At 44.8% G+C, this 24,776-nt stretch carries 13 protein-coding genes; 7 read left to right on the top strand and 6 right to left on the bottom strand.

From position 1 onward, the window contains the following. Nucleotides 1–105: 105 nt before the first annotated feature. From F597_RS0101935 to F597_RS0101915, 5 genes are all read right to left on the bottom strand, one after another. Nucleotides 106–1,764, bottom strand: a complete 1,659-nt coding sequence (locus tag F597_RS0101935; RefSeq protein WP_019538025.1) for a glucoamylase family protein — start codon at nucleotides 1,762–1,764, stop codon at nucleotides 106–108. A gap of 106 nt (nucleotides 1,765–1,870) precedes the next feature. Beyond that, complete coding sequence (locus F597_RS0101930) at nucleotides 1,871–3,286, bottom strand: RagB/SusD family nutrient uptake outer membrane protein (RefSeq protein WP_019538024.1); 1,416 nt, start codon at nucleotides 3,284–3,286, stop codon at nucleotides 1,871–1,873. A 20-nt stretch (nucleotides 3,287–3,306) separates the two neighbouring features. Next, the gene (locus tag F597_RS0101925; RefSeq protein ID WP_019538023.1) at nucleotides 3,307–6,420 is read right to left on the bottom strand and encodes a SusC/RagA family TonB-linked outer membrane protein; all 3,114 of its coding nucleotides are present in this window, start codon (nucleotides 6,418–6,420) and stop codon (nucleotides 3,307–3,309) included. Between the two features lie 258 nt (nucleotides 6,421–6,678). Further along, nucleotides 6,679–9,561, bottom strand: a complete 2,883-nt coding sequence (locus F597_RS0101920; RefSeq protein WP_019538022.1) for a triple tyrosine motif-containing protein — start codon at nucleotides 9,559–9,561, stop codon at nucleotides 6,679–6,681. Nucleotides 9,562–9,589: 28 nt separating this feature from the next. Beyond that, on the bottom strand, nucleotides 9,590–10,312 hold the full coding sequence (locus F597_RS0101915; RefSeq protein WP_019538021.1) for a hypothetical protein: 723 nt from the start codon (nucleotides 10,310–10,312) through the stop codon (nucleotides 9,590–9,592). A 184-nt stretch (nucleotides 10,313–10,496) separates the two neighbouring features. Here F597_RS0101915 and dut point away from each other — a divergent pair, with 184 nt between their 5' ends. The 7 genes from dut to F597_RS0101880 all read left to right on the top strand — a co-directional run bounded on the left by dut (nucleotide 10,497) and on the right by F597_RS0101880 (nucleotide 21,757). Continuing rightward, nucleotides 10,497–10,931: a dUTP diphosphatase gene (gene dut, locus F597_RS0101910; RefSeq protein WP_019538020.1), complete on the top strand. Its 435-nt coding sequence runs from the start codon at nucleotides 10,497–10,499 to the stop codon at nucleotides 10,929–10,931. A 19-nt stretch (nucleotides 10,932–10,950) separates the two neighbouring features. Beyond that, the gene (locus F597_RS0101905) at nucleotides 10,951–12,708 is read left to right on the top strand and encodes a tetratricopeptide repeat protein (protein WP_019538019.1); all 1,758 of its coding nucleotides are present in this window, start codon (nucleotides 10,951–10,953) and stop codon (nucleotides 12,706–12,708) included. Nucleotides 12,709–12,710: 2 nt separating this feature from the next. Beyond that, on the top strand, nucleotides 12,711–13,556 hold the full coding sequence (gene lolB1, locus F597_RS0101900; RefSeq protein WP_019538018.1) for a lipoprotein insertase outer membrane protein LolB1: 846 nt from the start codon (nucleotides 12,711–12,713) through the stop codon (nucleotides 13,554–13,556). Nucleotides 13,557–13,693: 137 nt separating this feature from the next. Continuing rightward, nucleotides 13,694–15,049 (top strand): peptidoglycan DD-metalloendopeptidase family protein, encoded by a 1,356-nt coding sequence (locus F597_RS0101895; protein WP_019538017.1) that lies wholly within the window; start codon nucleotides 13,694–13,696, stop codon nucleotides 15,047–15,049. Between the two features lie 62 nt (nucleotides 15,050–15,111). Further along, entirely contained in the window at nucleotides 15,112–16,392 is a 1,281-nt protein-coding gene (locus tag F597_RS0101890) for a nucleoside permease (RefSeq protein WP_019538016.1), read from the top strand. Between the two features lie 838 nt (nucleotides 16,393–17,230). Further along, entirely contained in the window at nucleotides 17,231–20,158 is a 2,928-nt protein-coding gene (locus F597_RS0101885; protein WP_245541976.1) for a SusC/RagA family TonB-linked outer membrane protein, read from the top strand. A 30-nt stretch (nucleotides 20,159–20,188) separates the two neighbouring features. Continuing rightward, the gene (locus F597_RS0101880) at nucleotides 20,189–21,757 is read left to right on the top strand and encodes a RagB/SusD family nutrient uptake outer membrane protein (protein ID WP_019538014.1); all 1,569 of its coding nucleotides are present in this window, start codon (nucleotides 20,189–20,191) and stop codon (nucleotides 21,755–21,757) included. Between the two features lie 146 nt (nucleotides 21,758–21,903). Here F597_RS0101880 and F597_RS0101875 read toward each other — a convergent pair whose 3' ends face one another. Further along, nucleotides 21,904–24,708: a M16 family metallopeptidase gene (locus F597_RS0101875; RefSeq protein WP_026327018.1), complete on the bottom strand. Its 2,805-nt coding sequence runs from the start codon at nucleotides 24,706–24,708 to the stop codon at nucleotides 21,904–21,906. Nucleotides 24,709–24,776 lie beyond the last annotated feature (68 nt).

The following is a 24,776-nucleotide window of genomic DNA, read 5'->3' as shown; positions in this document are numbered from 1 at the left end:
ATTCCCAAATTTTTCATTTTTCACTTTTATCCCCTCACTTGCAAACATTTGACTCTTTACTCTTTATTCACTTTTAATTCTTCACTTGTCTTTGTTCTTTACTCTTTAATTATAAGTAAATTCCAATTTCGTTAATCCTGCCTGTATTTCGGGAATATCCATAAACAGATCCCAAATCAGACCGGTGCGGTGATTTTCGATCATAATGATGATAGGGCCCTGGTCGATGGCGATATGTTGATCGTCGAACCAATTCTCAGAAAGGTTGAATGCATCCACGAACCCATGTTCAGCCCAGAGTTTGTCACCCAGTTTATAGTAGAAGAAGTGCAGTGCCCGCATCGACTCTTCCGGCGTGTAAGGCATGGATGCCAATGCTGCGGTAGGTGCGATCACACCCCGGTCGTTGGTTGGAGAGTGGGCGCTGTACCCCTGCTTACCGTCGCTGGCGGTCAGTCCCCAGCAATGTTCGCTGTAACCGCTATATCCGTTGGGATTATCCACACAATAACTGTAGTTGATCATTGCATGGTTTCTATTTTGTTCCATATAATCGGCATATTGGTCTTTTAATCCGTTGGGATTCAATCCGAGGAACGAGTAGTGGGCAAAGAACATCGGTCCGCCGTAGTTAGGACCTAAAGGCAAAGTGATGCCATGGTACGAAGCGCCGTTTCTCATCCCGCCATTCCGTGCCCATCCCTCGTCATATACTTCTTTGGAAATAGGGTAGGTAGGAGATGCTGCCGCCAGCAGGTAAGTGATCAGGCTCTCGTTCCATCCCTGAATCTTCAGGTTTTGGTGCCATTCATGTTGAGGACTCCAATGCCAGTAGAGTACTTTTTCATCCTCTTTTTGGAACCATGTCCAGTCAATTTCTTCCCATAACCGGGTAATGTCTTCCCGTAGTTTTGTTTCTCCGACAGTATTACTATCGAAATATTGCCTTGCTGTCAGTAATCCTTGGAACAGGAGGGAAGTTTCCACCATGTCAGCTCCGTCATCGTAGGTGCTGAATGGAAGGGTTGCGCCCGTTTCTCCATGTATCCAATGGGAAAATGCTCCGTGGTAGCGGGTCGCTTGGGTTTCCAGAAAAGAGACGATAGTTTGTATGCGGTTGAGTGCTTCCTCTCTGGTGATAAAACCTCTCTCTACTGCTACGATCATTGCCATCACGCCAAAACCAGTGCCGCCGGTAGTCACCGTGTTGCCAGAAGTGGATCGTTCGCGTGCCATCCCGCTTACCGGATGTCCAAAATCCCAGAAATAACTGAAGGTCTGTTTCTGGACTAATGTAAGTAACTCTTCATCGGAGATGCGGGGGAATTTATCCACCGGATCTATCCCGGTAGTGATCGTATATATTTTTTCTGCTGAGAAGTGTGCTCCTGTTGTTGATCCTAATCCTACCCGTATTATTAGTTGATATGAAGTATAAGAATTCAATGTAGTCACTGATGCTACGGAGACTGTATTGTTTCGGATTTCGTGCGTTAATTCAATGAATTCTCCGGCTGAGCTACGCAATGCAATATTGTTTTGTGCTGTATTTGCATCGATGGATTCCGAAAAAGTGAGTGTGACCTGCAGGTCTGGATCAACGTCTTTATAGGAAGAAGCATTTGCTTCTCCATCGATCTCGATTTGTTCCAATTGGAATGTGCCGGAAACAGGATTATCTTCTTTGCTTCCACAGGAAGTGAAAAAGACCACTCCCAGGGATAGTAAGAAACAACACCATTGCTGAAAGCCTGTTTTGCCCATACTGATTATTTGTTTTGTATACTTCACTCCGTAATTTTAAGAGAGGAAACAAAAAGGGAGGTTTGACTCCCTTCTTCTTCTCGCTTTTTACCGGTAGCGGCAGAAATTACCAGTTTGGATTCTGCGTCATTTCCGGGGTATCAATCAATTGCTGATTGGGTATAGGAAATAATTCGTGTTTACCGATAACAAAGGTTTTGTTGTCCGCGGCCATAGCCTCCTGAGCTTGCCCTGTCCGAACGAGATCGAACCAACGGTCGTGTTCAAAGGCGAGTTCCAATCGGCGTTCTTTCCAGATAGCTCTTCGAAGTTCGGCCTGATCTGTCGTCGTAACTGCCGGCAGATCTACCCGGTCACGAATAGTATTTAATGCTGCCAGCGCTTCGGAAGTGCGTCCCAACTCGTTTGCCGCTTCTGCCTGTATTAGGTAGATCTCACCCAGACGCAAATACCTTATATTCTTGTCCGTATCGCTTGCACCTTTGTTGGCACTTGAATAGGCCTTATAATTGTACATCGGATTTTCAGTGTTCCCGACAACGTATCCGTCGTATAACGTGGAGTTGCGGAATATGATAGTCGCATCCCGCCGGATCTCATCACCTTCATCATTGAATGCTGCCAGAAGGTTTTCCGAGGGAGTGTTGAATCCCCATCCCCATCCGGTAGTACCGCGTGCTCCCTGGGTTTGGGAGTATTGTTGTACACCATGTGCAATGGATTCACCGCGTGCCTGTATCTCGAAGAGTGACTCCGAAGAGTTTTCCCCTTCCACTCGCCAGATCATAGAATAGTCGTCCAACAGGCTATAGTTGTATTCCGAAGAATTAATCACCGCCGTAGCCGCATCATATGCTTCCTGCCATTTCTCCTGATACAGATAGACTTTTGCCAATAATCCGTGTGCGGCTCCTCTGGTTGCACGCCCTACGTTGGCATCGTTATAAGAAGCAGGTAATACCTGCATTGCTTCAGTCAGATCCTGTTCAATAAAAGCATATACTTCCTCTTTGGGAGCCCTGTTGATGTCGTCGATATGCTGCAGGGTGACGTCTCCCCAGCCTCTTACCAACCAGAAATAGCAGACTGCACGGAGGAATTTACTCTCACCGATAAGCCTGTTTTTATAGGCTTCATCAGTAAGACCATACTCTTCTGCATATTCAATTGCCTGGGTTGCACGCCCTATTGTTTTGTACCAACGCGACCACATAGACCCAAATGACGGAGCAGTACTGGTAAAGGTCAATTCATCGAACAGATTCTTATCCGTTCCGCTATCGGAGGGAGAACTTCCTTTGTCCGCGTTATCTGATATTATTTCTGTTACCGCGAGGAAGGAGAATCCATAATCCCAATCCGTGAACATCCCGTAAACGCCATTGACAAATTGTTCGGGGGTATAGTTCTCTTCACTATCCCCTGCTTCCACTCTTTCTTTTGATTCGACATCAAGGAAATCATCGCATGATGATAACACGAAGATAGTCGCTAGTATAAGTATAATATTGAAATATTTCATGATCTTAATTATTGTATAAGTTAGAATTGCAGATTTATACCAAATAAGAAGTTGCGGGTAGTGGGATAAGCAGATAGCTCAATACCCGGAGTAAGGCTTGGATTCCCGTCGGAACTTATTTCAGGTGTGAATCCTGAATATTTGGTAAACATAAACGGATTTTGTGCCGTAGTATATACTCTCAGGCTGGTGCCTTGTGCAACTAAATCCTGGAATGTATAGCCCAAAGTGATATTGTTAATACGGAAGAATGCACCGCTTTCGAGATAGTAAGAGGAGGCAATAGGAGCCCTGTTAGGTCCCGGGTGTACATTGGTAGAACCTTCTCCCGTCCATCGGTTTCTGTATGTTTCATACGCGATGTTCTCGCCACCATTGATGCGACCGTATTTTAATCCGTTGTATACTTTATTTCCGGCTACTCCATAGCCATCGATACCGAAATCAAAATTTTTATATTCGAGATTCAGGTGTACTGCATAGTTACTGGAGGGCAGGTAGGAGCCAAAATATACTTTATCCCGATCATCGATAACCCCATCTCCGTTTTGGTCCTTGTATTTCAATTGTCCGGGTTGAGCTGTGCCATAAACAGCATCGGCATTATTGATCTCTTCCTGCGATTGCCATACGCCGTCGGCTTCAAGCATCCACCATGCATAAATCGGTTGACCTTCCTGAAGGCGTTTGGATATCTGACCATCTGCCAGACTACCTCCGGTTGCTCCGTTATAGGTATCTTTCACTTCGAGCACCTGGTTTTTATTATAGGAATAGTTTGCTCCTATTTCATAAGCCAGGCCATTGGCTAATTGGTCACTCCATGCTATGCTGAACTCTATACCTGTATTTTGTACCTTCGCTCCGTGGTCATAGAAGTCTCCTTCATACACGGAGTTCAATACTGGTTTTACCAGTAAGATCGTATTGGTATTGGTTTTGTTATAATAATCAAAACTACCTGATAGCCTCTGATCCAGTAAGGTATAATCTATACCGACACCCCACTCTCTGGTGACTTCCCAACTTAAATCCATGGCGGGGGTACCGAATCTGGCACCATATACCAGATTCTGTCCTGTTCCGAAGACATAATTCATGTTTGCACTACCCGGGTCTGTAAGTATCTGTGACACATTCAGCGGAACGTTGTGATTCCCTAATTTACCCCATGTCCCTTTTAATTTCAGGTGATCAAGGAATGTAACATCTCTCATGAACTCTTCCTGAGACAGAGTCCATCCCAGTCCGATAGAGGGGAAAGTACCCCAATAATCCTGATTCTGTTTAAAAGTGCTGGCTCCGTCTCGTCTTAATACTGCGGAAATATAGTATTTATGATCGAAGTTGTATTGCAGGCGCCCAAAATAGGAGGCGATGGCTGTAGGTGTATAGCCAAATTGAGCTACCTCCGTTTCATAATCACCGGATACCATGCTGAGATTCCAGTATTGTGGCTGTCGTGGGACTTCATATCCTTTCAGTGTGCTTTCATAACCAATCCTGTATTTTTCACGAGAGAGGCCGAGTACCGCTTCCACGTTGTGGCGGTTGAAACTCTTGTTGAAAGTGGCAAAACCTTCCCATGTCCAGCGGAAAGTCTCGATATCCTTTAATTGAAGCGAATTGACCGCATAGGAGGTGGCTGTCGGGTTTGCTTCTTTAAGTGCCAGGAATTCCGCTTCGGTACGTACCGGATCTGCGCTTAACCACCCGTTCTTTATATCGGAGAACTGTCTGTTCTTGTTGTAATATTTGGTTCCTCCAAAGCGGGAATTGACTTTCAGGAAGTCTGTTATCTGGAATTCACCCTCAAATCCTCCCTGTAGCGTAATCACCGATTCCCTTTCATTATTTTGTGCCACATTATAGACCGGATTGCCAATGGAGTTCAGTGAGCCGATTACATCTCCGGGGGCCCCTTCATAATTGACAATACCGGTGGTGGTATTGACAAACGGCCTTCCCCATTTTCCATTGGCATAATGAACCGGAACGAGGGGTGACTGCCGATAAGCCTCATTGAAGGCTCCGAACGGTTTCTTTACTTCGTTTGAAAAGGAGATGTTCAACGTTTGATTCAGTTTAAGGCGATTGTCGAAGAAAGAGTATTCATTGTTATTCCTGATCGTAGACCGCCTGTAATTCTGGTTATCCAGTAGCCCGTCTTCATCATAGTAATTATAACTTACGTAATAACGAACGGTTTCACTTCCTCCGGTCACTGATACCAGGTTATTGTTTACAATACCGGGACGGATAAGTTCATCATACCAATCGGTATTATAAGGCTGGGAAGAAGCATTTTGTAATTGGATCGGATTGGCCAACATCGATTGATTTTGATTGTAATGCTCAATATATTGTTCTGCATTGGCCATCTGTACCCTGTTCAGGATATTTTTTACACCTACATATGATTCAACTCCAACCTTGGGTTTTCCTGACTGCCCTTTTTTGGTTGTGATAAGAATAACGCCGTTGGCTGCCCTTACTCCATAGATGGATGCAGATGCTGCATCTTTCAGCACATCCATCGATACAATATCCGAAGCGCTGATGTTCCTGATATCCGTTACGGGGAAACCGTCGACAATATAGAGAGGATCACGACCTCCCAATGCTGTTCCCAAACCACGGATTACTACTGTCGGTGTTGACCCGGGTGCATCGTTGTTGACGATATTTACACCCGATATCTTTCCCTGTGCCGATTGCAAAGGGTTTAGAGCGGGTTGTCTGGATATTACGTCCTCACCCACGCTGGCGATTGAACCGGTCAAATCGATCCTCCTTGCCGTACCGTATCCGATTACTACTACTTCTTCGAGTGCCTGTACATCTTCTTGCAGGGTTACATCAATGGTGGTCCGTCCATTGACGGGTTCCTCCCGGGTTGTCATCCCTATGTAACTAAAAACCAGGGTTGCATCGCTTGGTACATTCGACAAAGAGTAATTCCCGTCGATATCTGTCACGGTACCTTCAGAAGTACCTTTCACTAACACGGTGACCCCTATAGCCGGAGTCCCTGTGGCTTCTTCTATTACCGTTCCCGAAACGGTTACCTGTTGAGCAGATAAAAGTAGAGAACAGAAGAGAAAACTTAATACTGTTACAATTTTCAGTTTCATGGATCCTTTTTTAAATTTGTTTAATCACATTAGTCGTTTTTTCATTCCTCACAAATGACAAGCGGGGCTTGTCTATCATATTATTTAGAACAAATGTAGGGTTCGACCGGTGCGTTAACGAAATTAAAAGCCTCGTTAAAAATACGTTATGTTGTATAACATGTTTTTAAAGGGTACTTTTTTACTACTACAGTATTGGGTAATCTTCTGTATATGTGTTTTTTATATATTTATTTTTTTGCTGTTAAATGGTATCCTTTATTGGAACTTGATCATAAAGTCTACTAAATTATCGGTTTCGGAAAGGTTCAATTTCTTGCGTAGACGGTAGCGGGCTGCTTCCACTCCCCGGATAGAAATATTCAACATCTCGGCAATTTCCTTGGAGGAGTAGTTTAGTCTGAGTAGTGCACATAATTTCAGGTCGGTAGGTGTAAGAGAAGGGTACTGTTCTTTCAGTTTGCGGAAGAAATTTTCATGAATCAGGTCGAAGTTACTTTGGAATAGATTCCATTCATCCTCTTCAGGAATATTTTTCCCGATTATGGAGAGGAGTTCATTTCCCTCAGTGCGGTTGATTTTTCCGGCAAGGATTAGTGACTGGATATGTTCCCGCAAACTCTTTAAAAATTCGGAATGATTGATCAGCATCATAGCAGCACTTGCCAGTTCTTTCCCTTTGTGGGTGAGTTCCGCTTCCAGTTTTTCATTTTGTAAGGTGGCAATCTCTTTTTCCTGTCGTTCTATCTGTGCAAGGCGCCTGTTCTCCTTTTCCTCAAAGAGTTTGTGTTTCTTGCGAACAACCCTTTGTATATGTTTCTTTATTAAAAAATCTGCCAGAGCCCCGATAATAAGGAAGTAAAACAGGTAGGCCCATCCGGTTTTATACCATGGATTTTTTATCCGGAATGTATAACTCACGGTGGACAACACTTTTCCCGAACTGTCTTTCACACGTGCATACAAGGTGTAGTCTCCTGCAGGAAGGTTATGATAATAGGCCGACCGGCTTCCATCGGTATTTACCCATCGATTATCGTAACCTTGTAAATAGGTCTCCGTCAGGAATATCTTTTTAGAGAATTCAGGGTACAATAACCGGAATGCAATGTTATTATTCTGGTAAGCGATGACTCCTTTTTGAGAGGGGGCCAAGTAGAATATCGGATCATTATTACGGTTGTAGAATTCTATGGATGCAATTTGCAGGCCGATTTTTACTTCCAGTTCTGCTTCCGAGAATGAATATTTTCCTATCCCCCCGTTCATGCAAAAATAGGAGATATTGTCATCGGTTACCAGCAGGTTGGCTCTTCCCGCATTGGGCGGGTTATTCAGGATACTGTATGGTATACGGTCTTTGATGACGTATTTGTTTTCACTGTATTCCACCAGAACATACTCTTTATGGCGTATGAACCAAAAGAGCACATCGTTCACGGGAATAATGCGATGGGTGTCGGCAAGGCCGGGCAGGTCGTTGTTCAGCAGATCGAAGGGGATGACCTTGTGTTCAATATCGTCATATGTGAAAAAACGGTCACCATCTGCAAAAACAATTCTTCCCCTCAATTTCATCACCTTGATGGGCCGGTATGTAGAGACCTGTGTACTGTCGAACGACAAATAATTCTCTATTTCAACCACCTTCCGAAATTCGCTATCCAGTTTTAAGCGGTATACGCCCTTGTACATATGTCCTGCCCAGATATTGCCAGCGTGATCTATTTCAAGGTTTTTGATCAGATCTGAAAAACCTTCCACCGCATGGCTAAATGTCCAGTTACCGGAACTGTCCTGACTATAGACAAGCAGGGAGGTATAAGTAGATTCCAATAGAATATCCCTGCCATTAATGGTTGCCTGTTTCATATCCATACCACCTGTGTGTGCTCCCTGAATACGAATTTCGCGCATATCTTTCAGGAGGGATGTTCCTAAGTTATGTCCCACGAAGATCTGATTACCGAAACTTTTGATGAACCACGACTGGATATCGAATCCCGGAACAGGGAAAAGTTTTCCATCAGTATCGGAAAAACTGAAAATTCCCTGATTAGTTGCCAGGTATAGGCGGTTGTCGTGAAACAGGATGTCTTCTACCGGACCGATCTGGCTATCTACCGGTTCAAGAAAAGACAAGGAGGAGTGTGTCCTGATGTTGGAGATGCCGTTGTCGAGAGCAGCCCAGACTGTCTGGTCACGATCTCTGAAAAGTGCAAGTACGGTATTGTTATTGAGTCCATTGTTCCGATCGATATGCCATAACTGTTCACCGTTTTTATCAATCGCAAAAATGCCGCTGTTGAGTGTTCCGAAGATGTATGAATCGCCTGAAACGATAGCACGGTTAATAGTGCTCTGAAGCAATTCATTGCTGCCGGAAATATGCCATCGTGTTAATGTGCGTTCTTCTTCGGAGAACCGGTATAATCCGTTTTTGGAAGTAACCAGTAACCAATCTTCCCCATAGGGGAGCAGGGCAACTACATTGTCGTTATTCCACTGGTCCCGTGTAAATACGGGATGAAAATTTTCACCGTCGAAAAGGCTGAAACCGCCGCCGATGAGTTGCGCAAACATCTTTTCTCCCACGGGGAAAAAGTATAATACCGCGGGGTAGGGCTTTTGGATCCGTATCTCCTGTCCATCGTAGACAAAGATTGTCGCAAATGTCTGAAAATAGAGTTTTCCATCGAACGGATAGATACTCCATATCTCATCATTATGAAACTGGTGATCCTCAATATTGTGACTGAGTGAGTGATAGACAAGCTGGTTGGTTTCGTTGGATTCGAAATAACCGAACTCCTCGAAAGAGCCCACGTAAATGCGTTCGGAATTGTTATTGGAATCGATATAGATAGATTTAACGGAGAGGTTATTAGGCAGATTATGTAAGTTCCAGTTGACGCCGTCATAACTGAGCATTCCGTTATCGTTGCCGAAATAAACTACCCCATTGCTCCCCTGGGCAATAGCCCAGTTTTGGTTACCAGCGTTATAAAGGTCGGTTGTATAGTTGTAAACGGGAGGGATAAAGGGTATCTCCTGTGCGGCTGATGACACGGCAAAAGTCATGAAGATCACGGTGAAGATCGCCGTGCAAAACAGTTTTCTACAGGCCGGTTGTGTCGTCATATCTGAATATCAGCGCAATTACAGGAGTTTATTTTTTCTCCAGTATATTTTCAATCTCTTTTTCGCTTAACACTTTTACATTGGTGAAAAGGAATTTGGTATCGAGAAAATTACCGTATTGGTTACATTCGATGACAGCGTCATTGAGACTTGACTTTACATCCTTGTTAAAAGGAAAAAGCATTAGAATGGTAAAGTAATTCTCCCTGATCTCAAATTTTTCAATTACGACATCTGCTTTTTGCAGTTGAAATGTAAACTCACGCTCAACCATCTCTTTCTGCAAATCGGTAAAGTGTTGCCTGTCATTGGTTGTGAAAAGTGCGAAGAAACGCAATTTCTTGTCCTGTCCACCTAATCCGGAGGAGATATACACTTGCTGGTGGCCGGAAAGGTCCGAGCTTAGTACGATGCGGCTGCTTACCAACGCCATGGACGACCAGTGTAGCAATTCCGGTTCCAGCGGACTACTGTGGTAGGTCTCGATGGAACGGTAAGCTCCTACGTCGGGGATAGATGCCAACAGGGTTAGACTCCTCTTCTTACGCTCGACAGACTCGTTCGGCGAAAATAATATGGCCACTTCATCATCGCGCACAAAGGGGCTGTTCTCCTTCCGTAATCGGTCGAAATACCTGAAATACTCCATTTGCTCCTCAATGGGTACCAGGTCTTCGAGAATATGGAATGAGTCTATACCTTGTTCATTCAGTGTCTGGCGTAATTTCGCCAAAAGATCATCGTCGCTCATAGTTACAAAGATAAAACTTTTTCGTTAAGCGAGTGCAGAACAAATTCATTTGTTTTGCCGAGTGCCGAACTATTTCGTTAAGCGAGTACAGAACTATATTTTATTTCATTAAATTTCATCAAATAGGCTCTTAATTCCTCAGAATTATATAAATTCGCATGATTAAACAGAATAGACGTTTCTGATGAAAATTAAAATAGTCAATAAGTCACGGCATCCGTTACCCGAATATGCTACTGTTTCTGCAGCCGGTATGGATTTGCGTGCAAATTTAGAAGAATCTATAGTATTGAAACCGCTTGAACGGACATTAGTGCCCACCGGTATTTATATTCAACTGCCAGAAGGGTATGAAGCCCAGATCCGTCCCCGTAGCGGATTGGCCATCAAACATGGTATTGGAATAGTGAATGCTCCCGGGACTATAGATGCAGATTATCGCGGTGAAATAAGGGTGATCCTGGTGAATCTCTCGAATGAGGACTTCACTATACAAGACGGAGAGCGTATCTGTCAGATGGTGATTGCAGAACATGCCCGTGTGGAGTGGGACTCTGTGGAATCACTCGACGAAACGGAGCGCGGCGCCGGAGGATTCGGCCATACCGGCAGGCAGTAATAACTTTATAGAAACAAGAATGTTATATCCAATAACTGTAATAAAAAAAATACTTTTCACTTTTTTTCTGTTTGTGTCGATATCAGCGATATGTCCGGTAGAAATGGTGGCGCAACAAGAGAAACAGGGACAGCAGATCCAGCTCAATGAAGAGACAAGACGGAAATTCGACTATTATTTTTACGGGGCATTGAACGCGAAAGCCCTGGGGAATTATGATCAGGCGATCGATTTGTTTCAACATTGTTATGCACTGGATTCTACCAATGCCAATGTATTGGTCGAACTGGGAACATTTTATAATGTGTTGCAGGAGAAAAACAAAGCCCTTGATTTTTTCCGGCGGTCGGTTACCTATGATCCCGATAATTATTATTATAATATGATGCTGGCCGGTTTAAGCAAGGAACTTGACCTAAAGCAGGAAGTAATTGATATCTATACTCATTTATCGCAATTGTATCCTGAAAAACTCGATGTTCGGTTTGAACTGGCGAATGCTTATGCCGAGGCAGGAGAATTTCAGGAGGCAGTCGATACGCTCGACGAATTGGAAAAGAATACCGGTATCAACGAGATGATTGCTCTGAATAAGTTCCGTCTCTATTCAATGATGGATGAGAAAGAACAAGCTTTCGACGAGATCAAGCAGATCATTGAAAAAAATCCCTCTGAACCGAGATATCTTATTCTGATGGGAGATCTGTATCTTGAAGATAATCAGAACGAAGAGGCGCTGAAGTATTACGAGAGGGCCAAAGCGATTGATCCCGATTATCCTGCGCTTATCCTTTCCATGGTAAATTATTATGAGAGAACCAACGATAAGCAGGCGGCACAGGCAGAGTTACAAAAGGCCGTTGCAAACTCGTCGATGGATGTAGAGGTGAAATTACAATTGCTTACCCGCTATCTTGGTATTCTGCAACAGAGCCAACAGGATATGAAACAGGTCAATGCTCTCTTTGAGACACTCTTTGAACAACATCCTAATAATTCCCAGTTAAATATGATTTATGGGAATGTCCTTTTATTGCAGATGGACAAAAAAGGTGCTGCAAAACAGTTCGAAATATATACTGAAGCGAATCCGGAAGATCCTGCAGGATATGAGCAACTACTCCGTATTGCTTTACCCGATCAGGATCTGGAAAAAATAAAAGAGGTGACCACTGAGGCGTTAAAACATCTGCCGCAGGAAGCTCAATTCTATTTCTATTTAGGGGCAGTTCACTATCAACAGGAAAATCACCGTGAGGCGCTGAAAGTTTTTGAGGATGGATTGGCCAATGCTACTATGCGAAACCCAATTGTGGAGTCCGATTTTCATGGACAGATTGGCGATCTGAATTATTTTCTCGGTAACAAAGAAAAGGCTTTCGAAAGTTATGAAAAGGCATTGCAACTGAATCCGCAGAATCTGCCTGTTTTAAACAATTACAGCTATTATCTGTCATTGGAGAAGAAAGATCTCGATAAAGCGGAACAAATGAGCGGTATCACGGTGAAGGCGGAGCCTACGAATCCTACTTATCTCGATACATATGGGTGGGTGCTGTATGAGCAAGGCTCTTATACATTGGCTAAGATCTATATAGAACGGGCTATTGAGAACAGTAAAGAGGATGATCTTTCGGCAGAAGTGGTGGAGCATTACGGAGATGTCTTGTTCCGAACCGGAGAGAAAGAGAAAGCATTAGAGCAGTGGAAGAAGGCCAAAGAGTTGGGAGGTGATTCCCCTGCATTGGATAAAAAAATTAAAACCGGCAAGTTGTAATTATGGATATTTCTCGTTATCGACATATTTTGATCATCTGTTTATTATCAGCAGTGGTATTTACTGCATGTAAACCGAAACAGAAGATTGTTTACTCCACCTCCCCGGTGGAGGATAAAGCCTATCATGAGCTTTTCAATGATATTATTGCCAGGGAGTTCCCCTATCGTACCTTATCAGCCAGACTCAATATGGGAATGACTTCCGGTACGAAATCATATAGCTCCAGGGCCAATCTGCGGATTGTGAAGGACGAAGCTCTTCAGATCTCTATACAGCCGCTTTTCGGTGTGGAGATGTTCCGGATCTACATTAACCCTGATACGTTGTTTTTACTCGACAGGATGAATAAGCGGTATGTGTTGGAATCGTTCTCCACGTTAAAGGAGCTTTATCCTGTTGGATTCGACTATTATACGATGCAATCGCTATTCACAAATGCACTTTTTGTATCCGGGAAAGAGGAGATTGATGCAGGTGATTACAGCGCTTTCAGCTATAGTCGCGCCTCAGATCAGAACTATCGTATGACGGCCAAAGACGCCAATTCGGGGATCGATTATTCATTTACGGTCAACGGAGATGACCGGATCACCTTTGCCCATCTCATGCAGTCGGAGAAAAAACAGTATATGCAGTGGGAATATCATAATTTTATGGTGTTAAATAATATTACATTTCCACATAAGATGAATATCACGCTCTCATCTGTATCACGGAAGATCAATGCCGAGTTACTCTTTTCCGATATAGTTACGAATGACTCCTTACAATTGGAGTTGAATGTTCCGTCGAATTATACGAAAACGTCTATCGATGAGATACTGAAAATTCTTTCTCCGAAGTAATTTTAGGTGGAAAGATGCCTAAGACTGGGAGAATGGGAGAATTGGGGGGAAAAGTCAATAGCCAAGAACCAAAACTCCTGAACTTCTTGACTTCAGACTTCTTAGTTCTAATTTCTTAGTTCTATATAAATGATCGTATGAAAAAGATTCTTCTCGTCTTCCTTGCCCACGCAATCGCCGTTCTCCTGCTGTCCCAAACCCAGCAGATTGAGAATTTGCAACGACAGCAGCAGGCATTGATGGAAGAGATAAGAAATACGAATAAACTTTATCTTGATGTTAAAAAGCAGACCACAACAATCTTAGATCGAATCAACCTTATCAACAACCAGATATCGGCCCGCAAAGAATTGATAGATGTACAGAGCCGGGAGATAGAAGCGTTGCGGAAAGAGGAGGCACGTCTCGAAAGTGAGATATCCCGACTGAATAAAGAGCTGAAAAAGAAGCAGGAATATTATGCCGATGCGATGAAAGGGATGCTGAACCATAAGTTCAGCCAGAATAAACTGCTTTTTATCTTATCAGGAAAATCGGTAGGGGAATCATTACGGAGAATGCAATATCTGCGTGAATATTCCAAATGGCAGAAAATACAGGCTGAAGAAATAAAGAAGCAGCATGCTGAAATAAAAGAAAAACAGGAGTTACTGGCTAAAGCCAAGGTTGACAGAGAAAAAGCATTGGCTTCGTTACAGGAGGAACAGAAAAGATTACAGGGAGAAGAGAAAACACGTCAGTCGGAGATGGCGACTGTTAAGGGACAGGAGCGGGAATTGCAGAGGACACTTCGGGAAAAACAGCAACGGGCAGACCAGTTAAATGCCCAGATTGAGAAACTTATCGCCGAAGAGGTGGCACGGCTGGAGCGTGAGGCAGAGGCCAGGAGAAAAGCTGAAGAGGCTGAACGGCGGAGAAAAGCTGAAGAGAAGCTGGCTGAAGATCGGAGAAGGGGTGAGAGCCGTGAGGAGACCGGGCGTGAGACCCCCGAGAAAACAGAAGAGCGTATCTCCGGTGCTGCACCGGGACCCAGAATTGAGGCCGGCAGCAGTACAGCATCGGCCGAAACCTTTAATCTTTCGAAAGATTTTGCTGCCAACAGGGGCAAACTGCCCATGCCGGTTACCGGAACAGCAGCCATTGTGGGTAATTTCGGTGCCAAAAAACATAATGAATGGAATGTTACTACCAATAGTAACGGGGTTGATATTCAGGCTGAAAGAGATGCCAATATCCGTAGCGTATTCGATGGAGAAGTTTCGAAAGTATTCTCCTTCCCCGGCTCCAATACCTGTGTGATTGTGCGTCATGGTGATTACTATACATTCTATGCCAATATATACGACTTGTTTGTAAAGCAGGGAGACAAAGTGAAAACCGGACAGTCATTAGGGCGGATCTTTACTGATCCGGATACAGGTGTCTCCACGATGCATTTCCAGTTGTGGCAAAAGACAAACAAACTCAATCCGGCTCCGTGGCTTAGCAGGTAATTGGGTGAACATCAACTTAATAATGACCGAACATCAATGAGTAATAATTGAAAATAAAACATATGTCGCTGAAAATCAGACTAATTATCATGAATTTCCTCCAGTTTGCAATATGGGGGGCCTATCTTACTTCCATGTCTCGTTATTTGGGGCCTGCCGGACTGGGATCGCACATCGGTATTTTTTACTCCGTACAGGGGATAGTATCCATTTTTATGCCTGCCATTATGGGGATTGTGGCCGACAGGTGGGTGCCTGCACAAAAATTGTTGGGAATAAGCCATCTGGTTGCTGCTTCCTTCATGCTGTCTGCCGGTCTGTATGGATTATATAGTGGAACGGAAGTCTCGTTCTCCACTATTTTTGGCCTTTATGCATTGAGTGTAGCTTTTTATATGCCCACATTGGCTTTGTCCAATTCGGTAGCTTATACTATTCTTGAAAAGGGTGGAATGGATACAGTCAAAGCGTTTCCTCCCATACGTGTATTTGGTACGATAGGTTTTATCTGTACTATGTGGCTTGTGGATATACTGGGATACCAGACTTCTTCGATGCAGTTTGTAGTGAGTGCCGTATTGGGCGTTATGTTGGGGATTTATGCGTTCACATTGCCCAATTGCCCTGTGTCAACGGCGACAGGTAGTAAGACCCTGTTTCAGGCGCTTGGGTTGGATGCCTTCAAACTTTTTAAAATAAGAAAGATGGCGATCTTTTTTATTTTTTCGATGCTGTTGGGTGTCGCCTTGCAAATCACTAACGGATTTGCCAACCCATTCATCGCCAGTTTTGAAGCTTATCCGGAGTATGCCGGTACTTTTGGCGTAAAGCATTCAAATATATTGATATCCCTTTCCCAGATATCGGAAGCGCTCTGTATCCTGTTGATCCCTTTCTTCCTGAAACGTTATGGTATTAAGAACGTGATGTTGATTGCCATGCTTGCCTGGGTACTGCGCTTCGGGTTCTTCGGATTGGGTAATCCCGGCAGCGGTGTGTGGCTGTTGTTATTCTCTATGCTGGTATATGGTGTGGCTTTCGATTTCTTCAATGTTTCAGGATCATTGTTTGTTGACAAGGAAACCCCGCATACTATCCGTGCCAGTGCACAGGGAATGTTTATGTTGATGACTAATGGGATAGGTGCCACAGTGGGGACATTATGGGCACAGTGGGTAGTGAACCGGTTTTGCTCCTGGACAGACGTAACCATAGGCTCTACAACTACATCGCTTCTGATTGGTGATTGGCAAAGTGTCTGGTTTATTTTTGCCGGTTATGCTCTTGTAGTTACCATTCTGTTTGCTATCCTCTTTAGATATAAGCATGTGCCGGATAAATAAGAATTTCATGTACGGTTCTGTGAGAGGTTTAAGGTGAAATCCCCTTTATCTACTTCGACTGAGAGGAGGGGGGAGCAAGCTCCCACCTACCCGATTGCGAATTTTGTAATCACCAAATTCAGCTACTTCTCCACTTCGGGTTTTGATTTCGGAGTCCAAAAAGTCACTTAGTAAGAGTTTTGCGTCCTCATCACTCAAAGAAAAACTTTTCTGTGTTAAATATTATTTTAATGCAAAATAATTGTCAATAGTTCGTTATAATTTTGCTATCTTCGCTTTTGTTAGAAGATGAATCTGTTAATTAAAGAAGTAACTGCTATGATTCACTTCCTGAAAAAGTTTGCCGTTCTGTCGTGCACCTCCGTTATGTTAATAAAGCATAAATCATGGGGGGGGGGTATTTTGCATTATTTAACAAATTAATAAGCTATTGTAAGTCTTTCCATCTAATACCAAATTTACAGAATCTTATCCTGAAATATTCCAAAGTAATTTATTTCAGCCCCAATTATAAAATCCGTTATTTGTTTCGGATATGCGTGAATTTCCTTGATCCAACCTGTTTCTTTATGGAGCGGGTTTGGGTATGGGAGCGGTATGAACGCTTTCGTACATCTCTTGACGTTAAATACGTCAATATCTCAATCCCAAATATCATAATACTAAAATCTAAAAAATCGTATGAAACGAGCATGTAAGTCTATTTAATGATGCGATGATAATTCTAATCCACAAATCGATAAATCATTAAATTAACTGGTTATTGTGGTTCCATACCCATAGTGTAAACAAATAAACTAATCGTATGAAAAAAGAAATGTTAAATCTACTGAAAGGGATGATGTTCATAGTTATATGGACATTATCTTTGAATCTATTTGCACAGAATCTTACTGTGAGTGGCACGGTAAAAGATGCAGCGGGTGAGTTGCTTACCGGTGTAACCGTGCAGGTACAGGGTACTTCTACCGGTACCGTCACCGATGCGGATGGACGTTTTGTGCTCCAGAATGTCCCATCTTCGGCTTCATTAGAGATATCTTACGTCGGAATGCAAACGGTAATTATACCGGTTGATGGGCGTACCGATTTTGATATTGTGCTTGAGGAAGATACCGAGTTGCTTGAGGAAGTGGTGGTCGTCGGTTACGGTACGCAGACACGCCGCGAAATCACCGGTTCCATCGCTAATGTATCGGAAGAGCACTTTAATAAAGGTATTAACCGTGATGCCTCCGACTTGTTACAGGGGAAAGTAGCCGGATTAATCATCACTTCAGGTTCGGGCGATGTGACACGCAGTTCGCAGATACGCCTGCGCGGAACCTCTACCTTGCAGAACGACCAGGGACCGATGATCGTGATCGACGGCATACCCGGTGGAGACATGTCCACCGTATCTCCTTCCGACATCGAGTCGATCTCGGTGCTCAAAGACGCTTCATCGGCAGCTATTTACGGATCGCGTGCCGCGGGAGGGGTCATTCTCATCACTACCAAGCGCGGATCGGGAGCCAAGAACCTTATGCAATACGACGGCTATGTGTCGATGGATGTTGTTGCCAATAAACCCGATATGATGAACGCAGCACAATGGCGTGCGACTAACAGGGAACTGGATAACGATATCAGCAACTACGATTCATACACGGCCGATACCGATTGGTTCGGGGAAATGCTTCGTACGGGAATATCCACCAACCATTCCCTTTCTTTGTCGGGTGGAGGTTCCAAACACAATTACCGCGCTTCATATACTTATCTGGATCGGACCGGTATCGCTCGCGACAATTATATGAAACGCCATTCATTCCGTTTCCAGTTCCAGCAGCGCGCCATTGATGACCGTTTGCGTGTAGGACTTACCGGTTCGGGTAATTTGTCGGATATGCGCTTTCCTTTTGCCGATGATTTCATTCTCGCTTATAACATGCCGCCGGTTTTTCCGGTCTATAACGAGGACGGGTCGTATTTTACCGGGGCCAACAATAATTACGATCAGGGAAACCCCGTGCAAAACCAGGATCAGAATTACCGGAAAGCGAGTAGCAACTATTTTTACGGAGCGGGAGATCTCCAGTTCGATATTGCCGAAGGCCTCAATGTAAAGGCATCACTCTACAAAAGCCGTTTCAGTAATGACTACAGCGAATGGCAGGATCCCCGCAACTCACGCGGACAAGGTAATAACGGCCTTGCTATCCGCCAGGCGCGCAAATGGGATCGTGAGCTGATGGAATGGACTGCTAATTATCAATCGAACTTTGGCGGTAATGATTCCCATAAACTCGATGCTATTATCGGTTATTCGTGGGAGAATAACATCTACTCGGGCCAGCGCTCCCAAGCGACCGACTTTATCGTCAGTTCCATGGGAGCCGACAATATCCAGTCAGGGAACTCTTTGAAAATAGGGGAGGTCACTTCCAGTAAAAATGCCTACAAACTGATCTCGTTTTTCGGGCGTGCGCATTACAGCTATCAGGACCGTTATATGGTGACCGCCACGGTCCGCAGGGACGGGTCGTCCAAATTCGGGCAAAACCATAAATGGGGGACATTCCCCTCGGCATCGGCCGCCTGGGGCATTTCACAGGAGTCGTTTATGAAAGATGTCAGCTGGGTGAACGACCTGAAGTTCCGTGTCGGATACGGAGTTACGGGTAACCAGGATGGGTTGCAGCCCTATAAATCCCTCGAACTCTATTCGGCCGCCGGGACCTATTATAGTAACGGTGCGCAACTGATCGCTTATAAGATATCGCAGAATGCCAATCCCGACCTCAAGTGGGAGTCAACCGCCATGTTGAATATAGGGTTTGATTTTTCATTGTTCAACAACCGCCTCAGCGGTACCATCGAATGGTATGACAAGCAGACATCCGACATGCTATATACCTATGATGTGTCTACACCTACCTATGTTTACAATGAAATCCAGGCAAACGTGGGAGATATGAGTAATCAGGGAATCGAACTACTGCTGAATATCGATGTGGTGAAAAACAGGAGATTTACCTATACGACTTCCGTCAACCTTGCACACAATAAAAACAAAGTCACCAAACTTTCCAACGAATTGTATTCGACCGGACGCATCTATACGGGCGACCCGTGGATACGTGGTGCATCGGGCGTTACCTCGCATGTGGTGGAGGTGGGATATCCCATAGGACAATTCTATATGTTGAAATGTACCGGTCTGACCGAAGACGGTAAGTATATTATCGAAGATATCAATGATGACGGACAAATTACCGATGACGACCGCACCTATGTGGGTGATTCGCAACCCGACCTGACCTTCGGCTGGAATAATGCGTTCACCTGGAAAAACTGGGATGCCAGTATTTTTTTCAGGGGTACCGTCGGAAATAAAGCACTGAATAACCCCCGTGCGGCGTATGGAAACAATACCTATATAAGCGGAGCCAATGCCCTGAACGACGAACTGGTAACTACCTTAAGTGAAAACTCGCGTGTAACGTCTTTCTATCTGGAGGATGCATCACATATACGGCTTGATAATATGGCTGTCGGATACACGTTCAATACCCAATCAATTGGCTGGCTCGAAAAAGCACGCGTGTACCTGGCCGGACAAAACCTGTTTGTCATTACCGGTTACAAAGGGCTTGACCCCGAAGTGGAACTCTTCCGCGGCGAAGCCACCGACAGCGGCGCCGGCCTTTCACCCGGCATTGAGCCGCGTAACTATATGCCCAAGGCACGTTCTTTTACCTTTGGTGTGAATCTGACATTTTAATATGTACCATTTATCCTAAAACATGAAATTATGAACAAAAAGACAACCATATTATCCCTCCTGTCGGGGATCTTACTACTGATATCTTCATTTGCCTGCACGAACCTCGACGAAGTGGTGTACGACCAGCTTGCCGGTGATTTTCCGGAAACCGAACAACAACTCAACGCCATTATCGGCGATGTGTATAATTCGTTGAGAACCTATTGGCCAAGCAATTATCTCTATTTGTCGGAATGTGCCGGATCGATGGCTGTTACGCCTACCCGCCTCGGCGGCGATTGGTACGATGGCGGGCAATACCGCGAACTGTTCATGCATACCTGGACGGCGCAAACCAGCCAGGTGAAAGACGGGTGGAGCAATGCCGCCAACAGTATCGGAAAGTGTAATGCCACTATTTACATTATCGAACACACCGATGTGATTTCTGATGACGTGAAAAAAGTTAAGATGGCGGAAGTCCGGGGTGTAAGGGCTTTCTGGTATTATACCTGGATCGATTATTTCGGAAATGTCCCGTTGGTTACCGACTATTCTCCCACCGACAAGGTGTTGCCCGCGAACCAGTCCCGACAGGTGGTCTTCGACTGGCTCATAAGCGAGTTGAAAGAGATCGCTCCCGACTGTCCCGATGCTTCTTCTTATGCAAGATTCACGAAAGGCGCCGCATACACACTGCTGGCCAAATTACTGCTCAACGCCGCAGCGTGGGAGGTTACTTACGCCGGCGATGCCTATAAGGAAGTGATAGATTATTGCGATCTGGTATTGGGAATGGACTATATTCTCGAACCGGTGTGGAAGGATAATTTTTCGTTAACCAACGACAACTCGCGCGAAGCAATTTTCGCCGTAGCTTTCTCAAAAACGGATACCGAAAACCAGAACCAAATGATGAACCGGACGTTGCATTATAAAGACCAGTTGTCGCTGGGCGGCAGTTTTTCGGCCTGGAACGGCATTTGTGCACAACCCGAATATGTGGAGCTTTTCGATCCCGAAGATCTCCGTTACGAAGGTTCGTTCCTGATCGGAAAGCAATATGACCGGACTACCGGCGAGATCATTATCACCGACCATGGGTACGAATTGGATCATACCGTGGCTGTCACCATGATTCCCGGTACCGAATACGACGGCACACCGTGGGGAGCTGTGAACCAGCACGACGGCGCGCGCTGCCTTAAGTGGCCCTATGCGTCGGATCTGGTGAACGCAATGGAAAACGATTTCCATATCTTCCGCCTGGCCGATGTCTATCTGATGAAAGCCGAAGCGTTGTTGCGTTCCGGGGGAAGCGCCACGGATGCTGCGCAATGGGTGAACGATGTACGCCAACGCGGCTATGGCAGTGCAGAGCACAATTATGAAACGGTAGGGCTTCCGGAGGTTCTTTTGGAGAGAAGACTTGAACTGGCATGGGAAGGATGGTCGAGGCAGGATGATATCCGTTTCGGTGAATTTGAACAGACCATGTGGACGGCTTCCAATTGTGAGCGGGCTACGGGTGAGCATCTCAAACTCTATCCTATCTCACAGGATGCATGGCAGGTCAATCCGAACTTGGTACAGAACCCTGGTTACCCGTCATTCTGACGGATGTAAGAGGGCTTTGCTGCGGCGAACCGTTTGGGTGATAAATGAACTTCCCCACCAGGGAAGGGAATAATATAAAAAAACAGGAGGAAAACCGATAAGACTTCCTCCTGTTTTTTTAGTATGATAATCCTATGGATATAGGATCATTCCGTTATTTTCGGCATCATCACTATTGTTTTCAGGTTACCCTGATCGAGCAGTGCTTTGGCGAAACTCCGAAGATCATCCTTTGTGATGGCATTTACAGTTTCAATATATTGAGTGTGATTATCTTCGCCGTAAAAATATTTGTTGTCGAGAATATTCAGCCAGTAACTGTTCTCTTTCAGATTTTCGTTGTAACTCTTGTTCATATACTCTTTTACCTTGGCAAAATCGCTATCACGCGGGCCATCTGCCGCAAACTCCTTTAGTACGTTTAAAACAATTTGATTGAGATGTTCCATTCTCTCCGGATCGGTGTCGAACATGATCTGCAAGATGGTTTGCCCCTCCGGATAACGGGAGATAGAACCTCCTGCGTATACGCCGTAAGTACCCCCTTCCTCTTCACGGACTTTCTCGGTGTAGATGATATCGAGGATCTGGTCGAACATACTCATCAGTATCCGGTTCTTCATCTCCCGGGTTGTTTTTCCCGTTATTGTGTTGAATACCGAAGCTTTGGGATTTTGCATCTCCCGTTGGAAAATATTTTCAAAGCTTCCTTCCTGGAAGTCCATGGGTATTTTTGCAAATTCACCTTTCCCGGCCTTTCCCGGTAATGAAGCCAGATACTGTTCTACTACGGGACGAACCTTTTCCTCATCGATGTTACCCACGAATGTGAACACAAAACTGCCGGGATTGGAGAACCGTTCGGCATACATCTCCATGATACGGTTGTAATTGACCTTTTTTAGATCATCGGCCTTTATTCTCTTTGTCAATGGATTATCTCCATACAACGCACTCGACACAGAGTCGCTGAACGCTACCATTGGTTCGGCTTCCTGGTTTTTCAACTGCGTCTCCATACGTTGGATGAATGATTGGAAAGCGTCGTTATCCTGTCGTGGAGCAGTGAAATAGAGATAAACCAATTGCAGCATAGTTTCGAAATCCCTGATGGAAGAAGAACCGTTGAAATCCTGTGTGGTGAGGCTGATACCCGGATGCGCGGATGCTGTCTTTCCGGCCAGTACTTTGGGTAGATCGGTTGCGCTGAAATTACCCACTCCTCCCAGTGTAGCCACATTACTCATCAGCCTGCTGTTAACCGGATCCTGTGCCCCATAATGGGAGTATCCGCCGGCACTTGTACCGGTCATTACGATCTGGTCGTCTTTGAAGTCGGTATTTTTCAGGATCACCTTTATCCCGTTTTCCAGTGTCCACACCGTAGCATCCATCGCCTCATCCTTTTCTGCTTTTATGATCTTGCCCGGAGTGGGAGGCGTGGCCACCAACGGCTCATCAATCACCTCTTCGGCATAAGGCTCGATAGTTTCAGCCTGTACCGATGCCAGTACGTTAAGCAATACGTCTTCAGCAGGATATCCCAATCCTTCTTTTTCAGGACCGGTAACGGCAATGACTATGTTTTCATCACCAATCAGCTGTTGAATAGTCTGGTTGATCGCCTCTACCGGAATGTTGGGTACCACCGCCTGGAGGAACTGATATTCGAACTCAATGCCCGGAATAGGTTCTCCGTCGGTAAACGCACGTACATATTCCTGTGAATAGGAAGAGTTCCTCTGCTTATCCCGGTTGTTATACGCATCTTCATATCCTTTGAGGATGTTGGTGCGTGCCACCTCATATTCCGATGCGGTGAATCCGTGCTGTTTTACTCTTTCCGTCTCACGTACCATAGCTGCCAGTGCACTCTCTATCTTGTCTTCGGCGCTTCCTGCCACTACGGTCCAGGCGTCTTTTGTTTTGGCCACGAAGTAATCGTCGTTATACGCAAATGCGGAAGTGAAAGGTGCATCGGGTTTCTGTATGATTTCGGCAAACCGCTGGTTCATCATAGCAGCAGCGGCATTTAATATATATTCTGTGATATACCCCATCTGGGTATTCCTGAACTCGTCGGGCATCGTATCGTGCTTGTAAAACAGCATTATCTGTGTATTACGGGCTTCCTTGTCGGTAGCAATGGCTACGATGGGATCCTTGTTATCAGGAACAGGATAGTATTCCCGTTCTGCCCTTTCTTCATCGAGTTGGATAGGCGAGAACAGTTCCTTTATCTTTTGCTCCATCTCATCCACATCAATATCACCCACAACAATGATTCCCTGCAGGTCGGGACGATACCATTTATGGTAGTAGGCCCTGATCTCTTCCGGTTTAAAATTATTGATCACATCGATGCTTCCGATAGGCATGCGGTTGGCATATTTGCTGTCGGGATACATTTTAGGGAGCAATTGATCCCATAACCGTTGTTGTGCACCACCGCGGGTACGCCACTCTTCCCGGATCACACCCCGTTCGTTTTCGAGCTCTTCCTCTTCAAGGGCAATGGCGTTCGACCAGTCATGAAGCACAAGAAGAGCCGAGTCTACCAGGTTCTTATTGGTTGTCGGGATATTGGATATATAATAAACCGTTTCATCGAAAGAGGTATAGGCGTTGATGTTAGTGCCGAACTTAATTCCATTGTCCTGCAGATAGTTCAGCATGCTTTTTCCGGGGAAATTGGTCGTCCCGTTAAATGCCATGTGCTCCAGGAAGTGAGCCAGACCGGCCTGATTATCTTCCTCCTGCATGGATCCCACTTTCTGTGCAATGTAGAAATCGGCCCTGTTTTCGGGAAGGTTATTTTGCCGGATATAATAGGTGAGTCCGTTTTCAAGTTTTCCGGTCCTCACCTTCGGATCTACAGGGAGAGGAGGGTTTTGCTGTGCATAGGCAACCAAAGTAGCTGCAAGAAGCAATAATGTGAATAGTTTTTTCATATGATTTTAATTATAAATTACCAATTACTAATTACCAATTACTAATTACCAATTACTAATTGATAGGA

Source organism: Proteiniphilum acetatigenes DSM 18083 (assembly GCF_000380985.1).
Taxonomy (GTDB): domain Bacteria; phylum Bacteroidota; class Bacteroidia; order Bacteroidales; family Dysgonomonadaceae; genus Proteiniphilum; species Proteiniphilum acetatigenes.
The sequence above is the reverse complement of the archived record's forward strand: the minus strand, read 5'-3'. Positions and strand labels throughout refer to the sequence as shown.

Bases quoted from the DNA above. Each gene is read 5' to 3' on its own strand.
- F597_RS0101885 (WP_245541976.1), top strand. From the start codon at position 17,231: ATGATGTTCATAGTTATATGGACATTATCTTTGAATCTATTTGCACAG.
- F597_RS0101890 (WP_019538016.1), top strand. From the start codon at position 15,112: ATGTCGCTGAAAATCAGACTAATTATCATGAATTTCCTCCAGTTTGCA.
- F597_RS0101930 (WP_019538024.1), bottom strand. From the start codon at position 3,286: ATGAAATATTTCAATATTATACTTATACTAGCGACTATCTTCGTGTTA.
- lolB1 (WP_019538018.1), top strand. From the start codon at position 12,711: ATGGATATTTCTCGTTATCGACATATTTTGATCATCTGTTTATTATCA.
- F597_RS0101895 (WP_019538017.1), top strand. From the start codon at position 13,694: ATGAAAAAGATTCTTCTCGTCTTCCTTGCCCACGCAATCGCCGTTCTC.
- F597_RS0101935 (WP_019538025.1), bottom strand. From the start codon at position 1,764: ATGGGCAAAACAGGCTTTCAGCAATGGTGTTGTTTCTTACTATCCCTG.
- F597_RS0101915 (WP_019538021.1), bottom strand. From the start codon at position 10,312: ATGAGCGACGATGATCTTTTGGCGAAATTACGCCAGACACTGAATGAA.
- F597_RS0101875 (WP_026327018.1), bottom strand. From the start codon at position 24,708: ATGAAAAAACTATTCACATTATTGCTTCTTGCAGCTACTTTGGTTGCC.
- F597_RS0101920 (WP_019538022.1), bottom strand. From the start codon at position 9,561: ATGACGACACAACCGGCCTGTAGAAAACTGTTTTGCACGGCGATCTTC.
- F597_RS0101905 (WP_019538019.1), top strand. From the start codon at position 10,951: ATGTTATATCCAATAACTGTAATAAAAAAAATACTTTTCACTTTTTTT.
- dut (WP_019538020.1), top strand. From the start codon at position 10,497: ATGAAAATTAAAATAGTCAATAAGTCACGGCATCCGTTACCCGAATAT.
- F597_RS0101925 (WP_019538023.1), bottom strand. From the start codon at position 6,420: ATGAAACTGAAAATTGTAACAGTATTAAGTTTTCTCTTCTGTTCTCTA.
- F597_RS0101880 (WP_019538014.1), top strand. From the start codon at position 20,189: ATGAACAAAAAGACAACCATATTATCCCTCCTGTCGGGGATCTTACTA.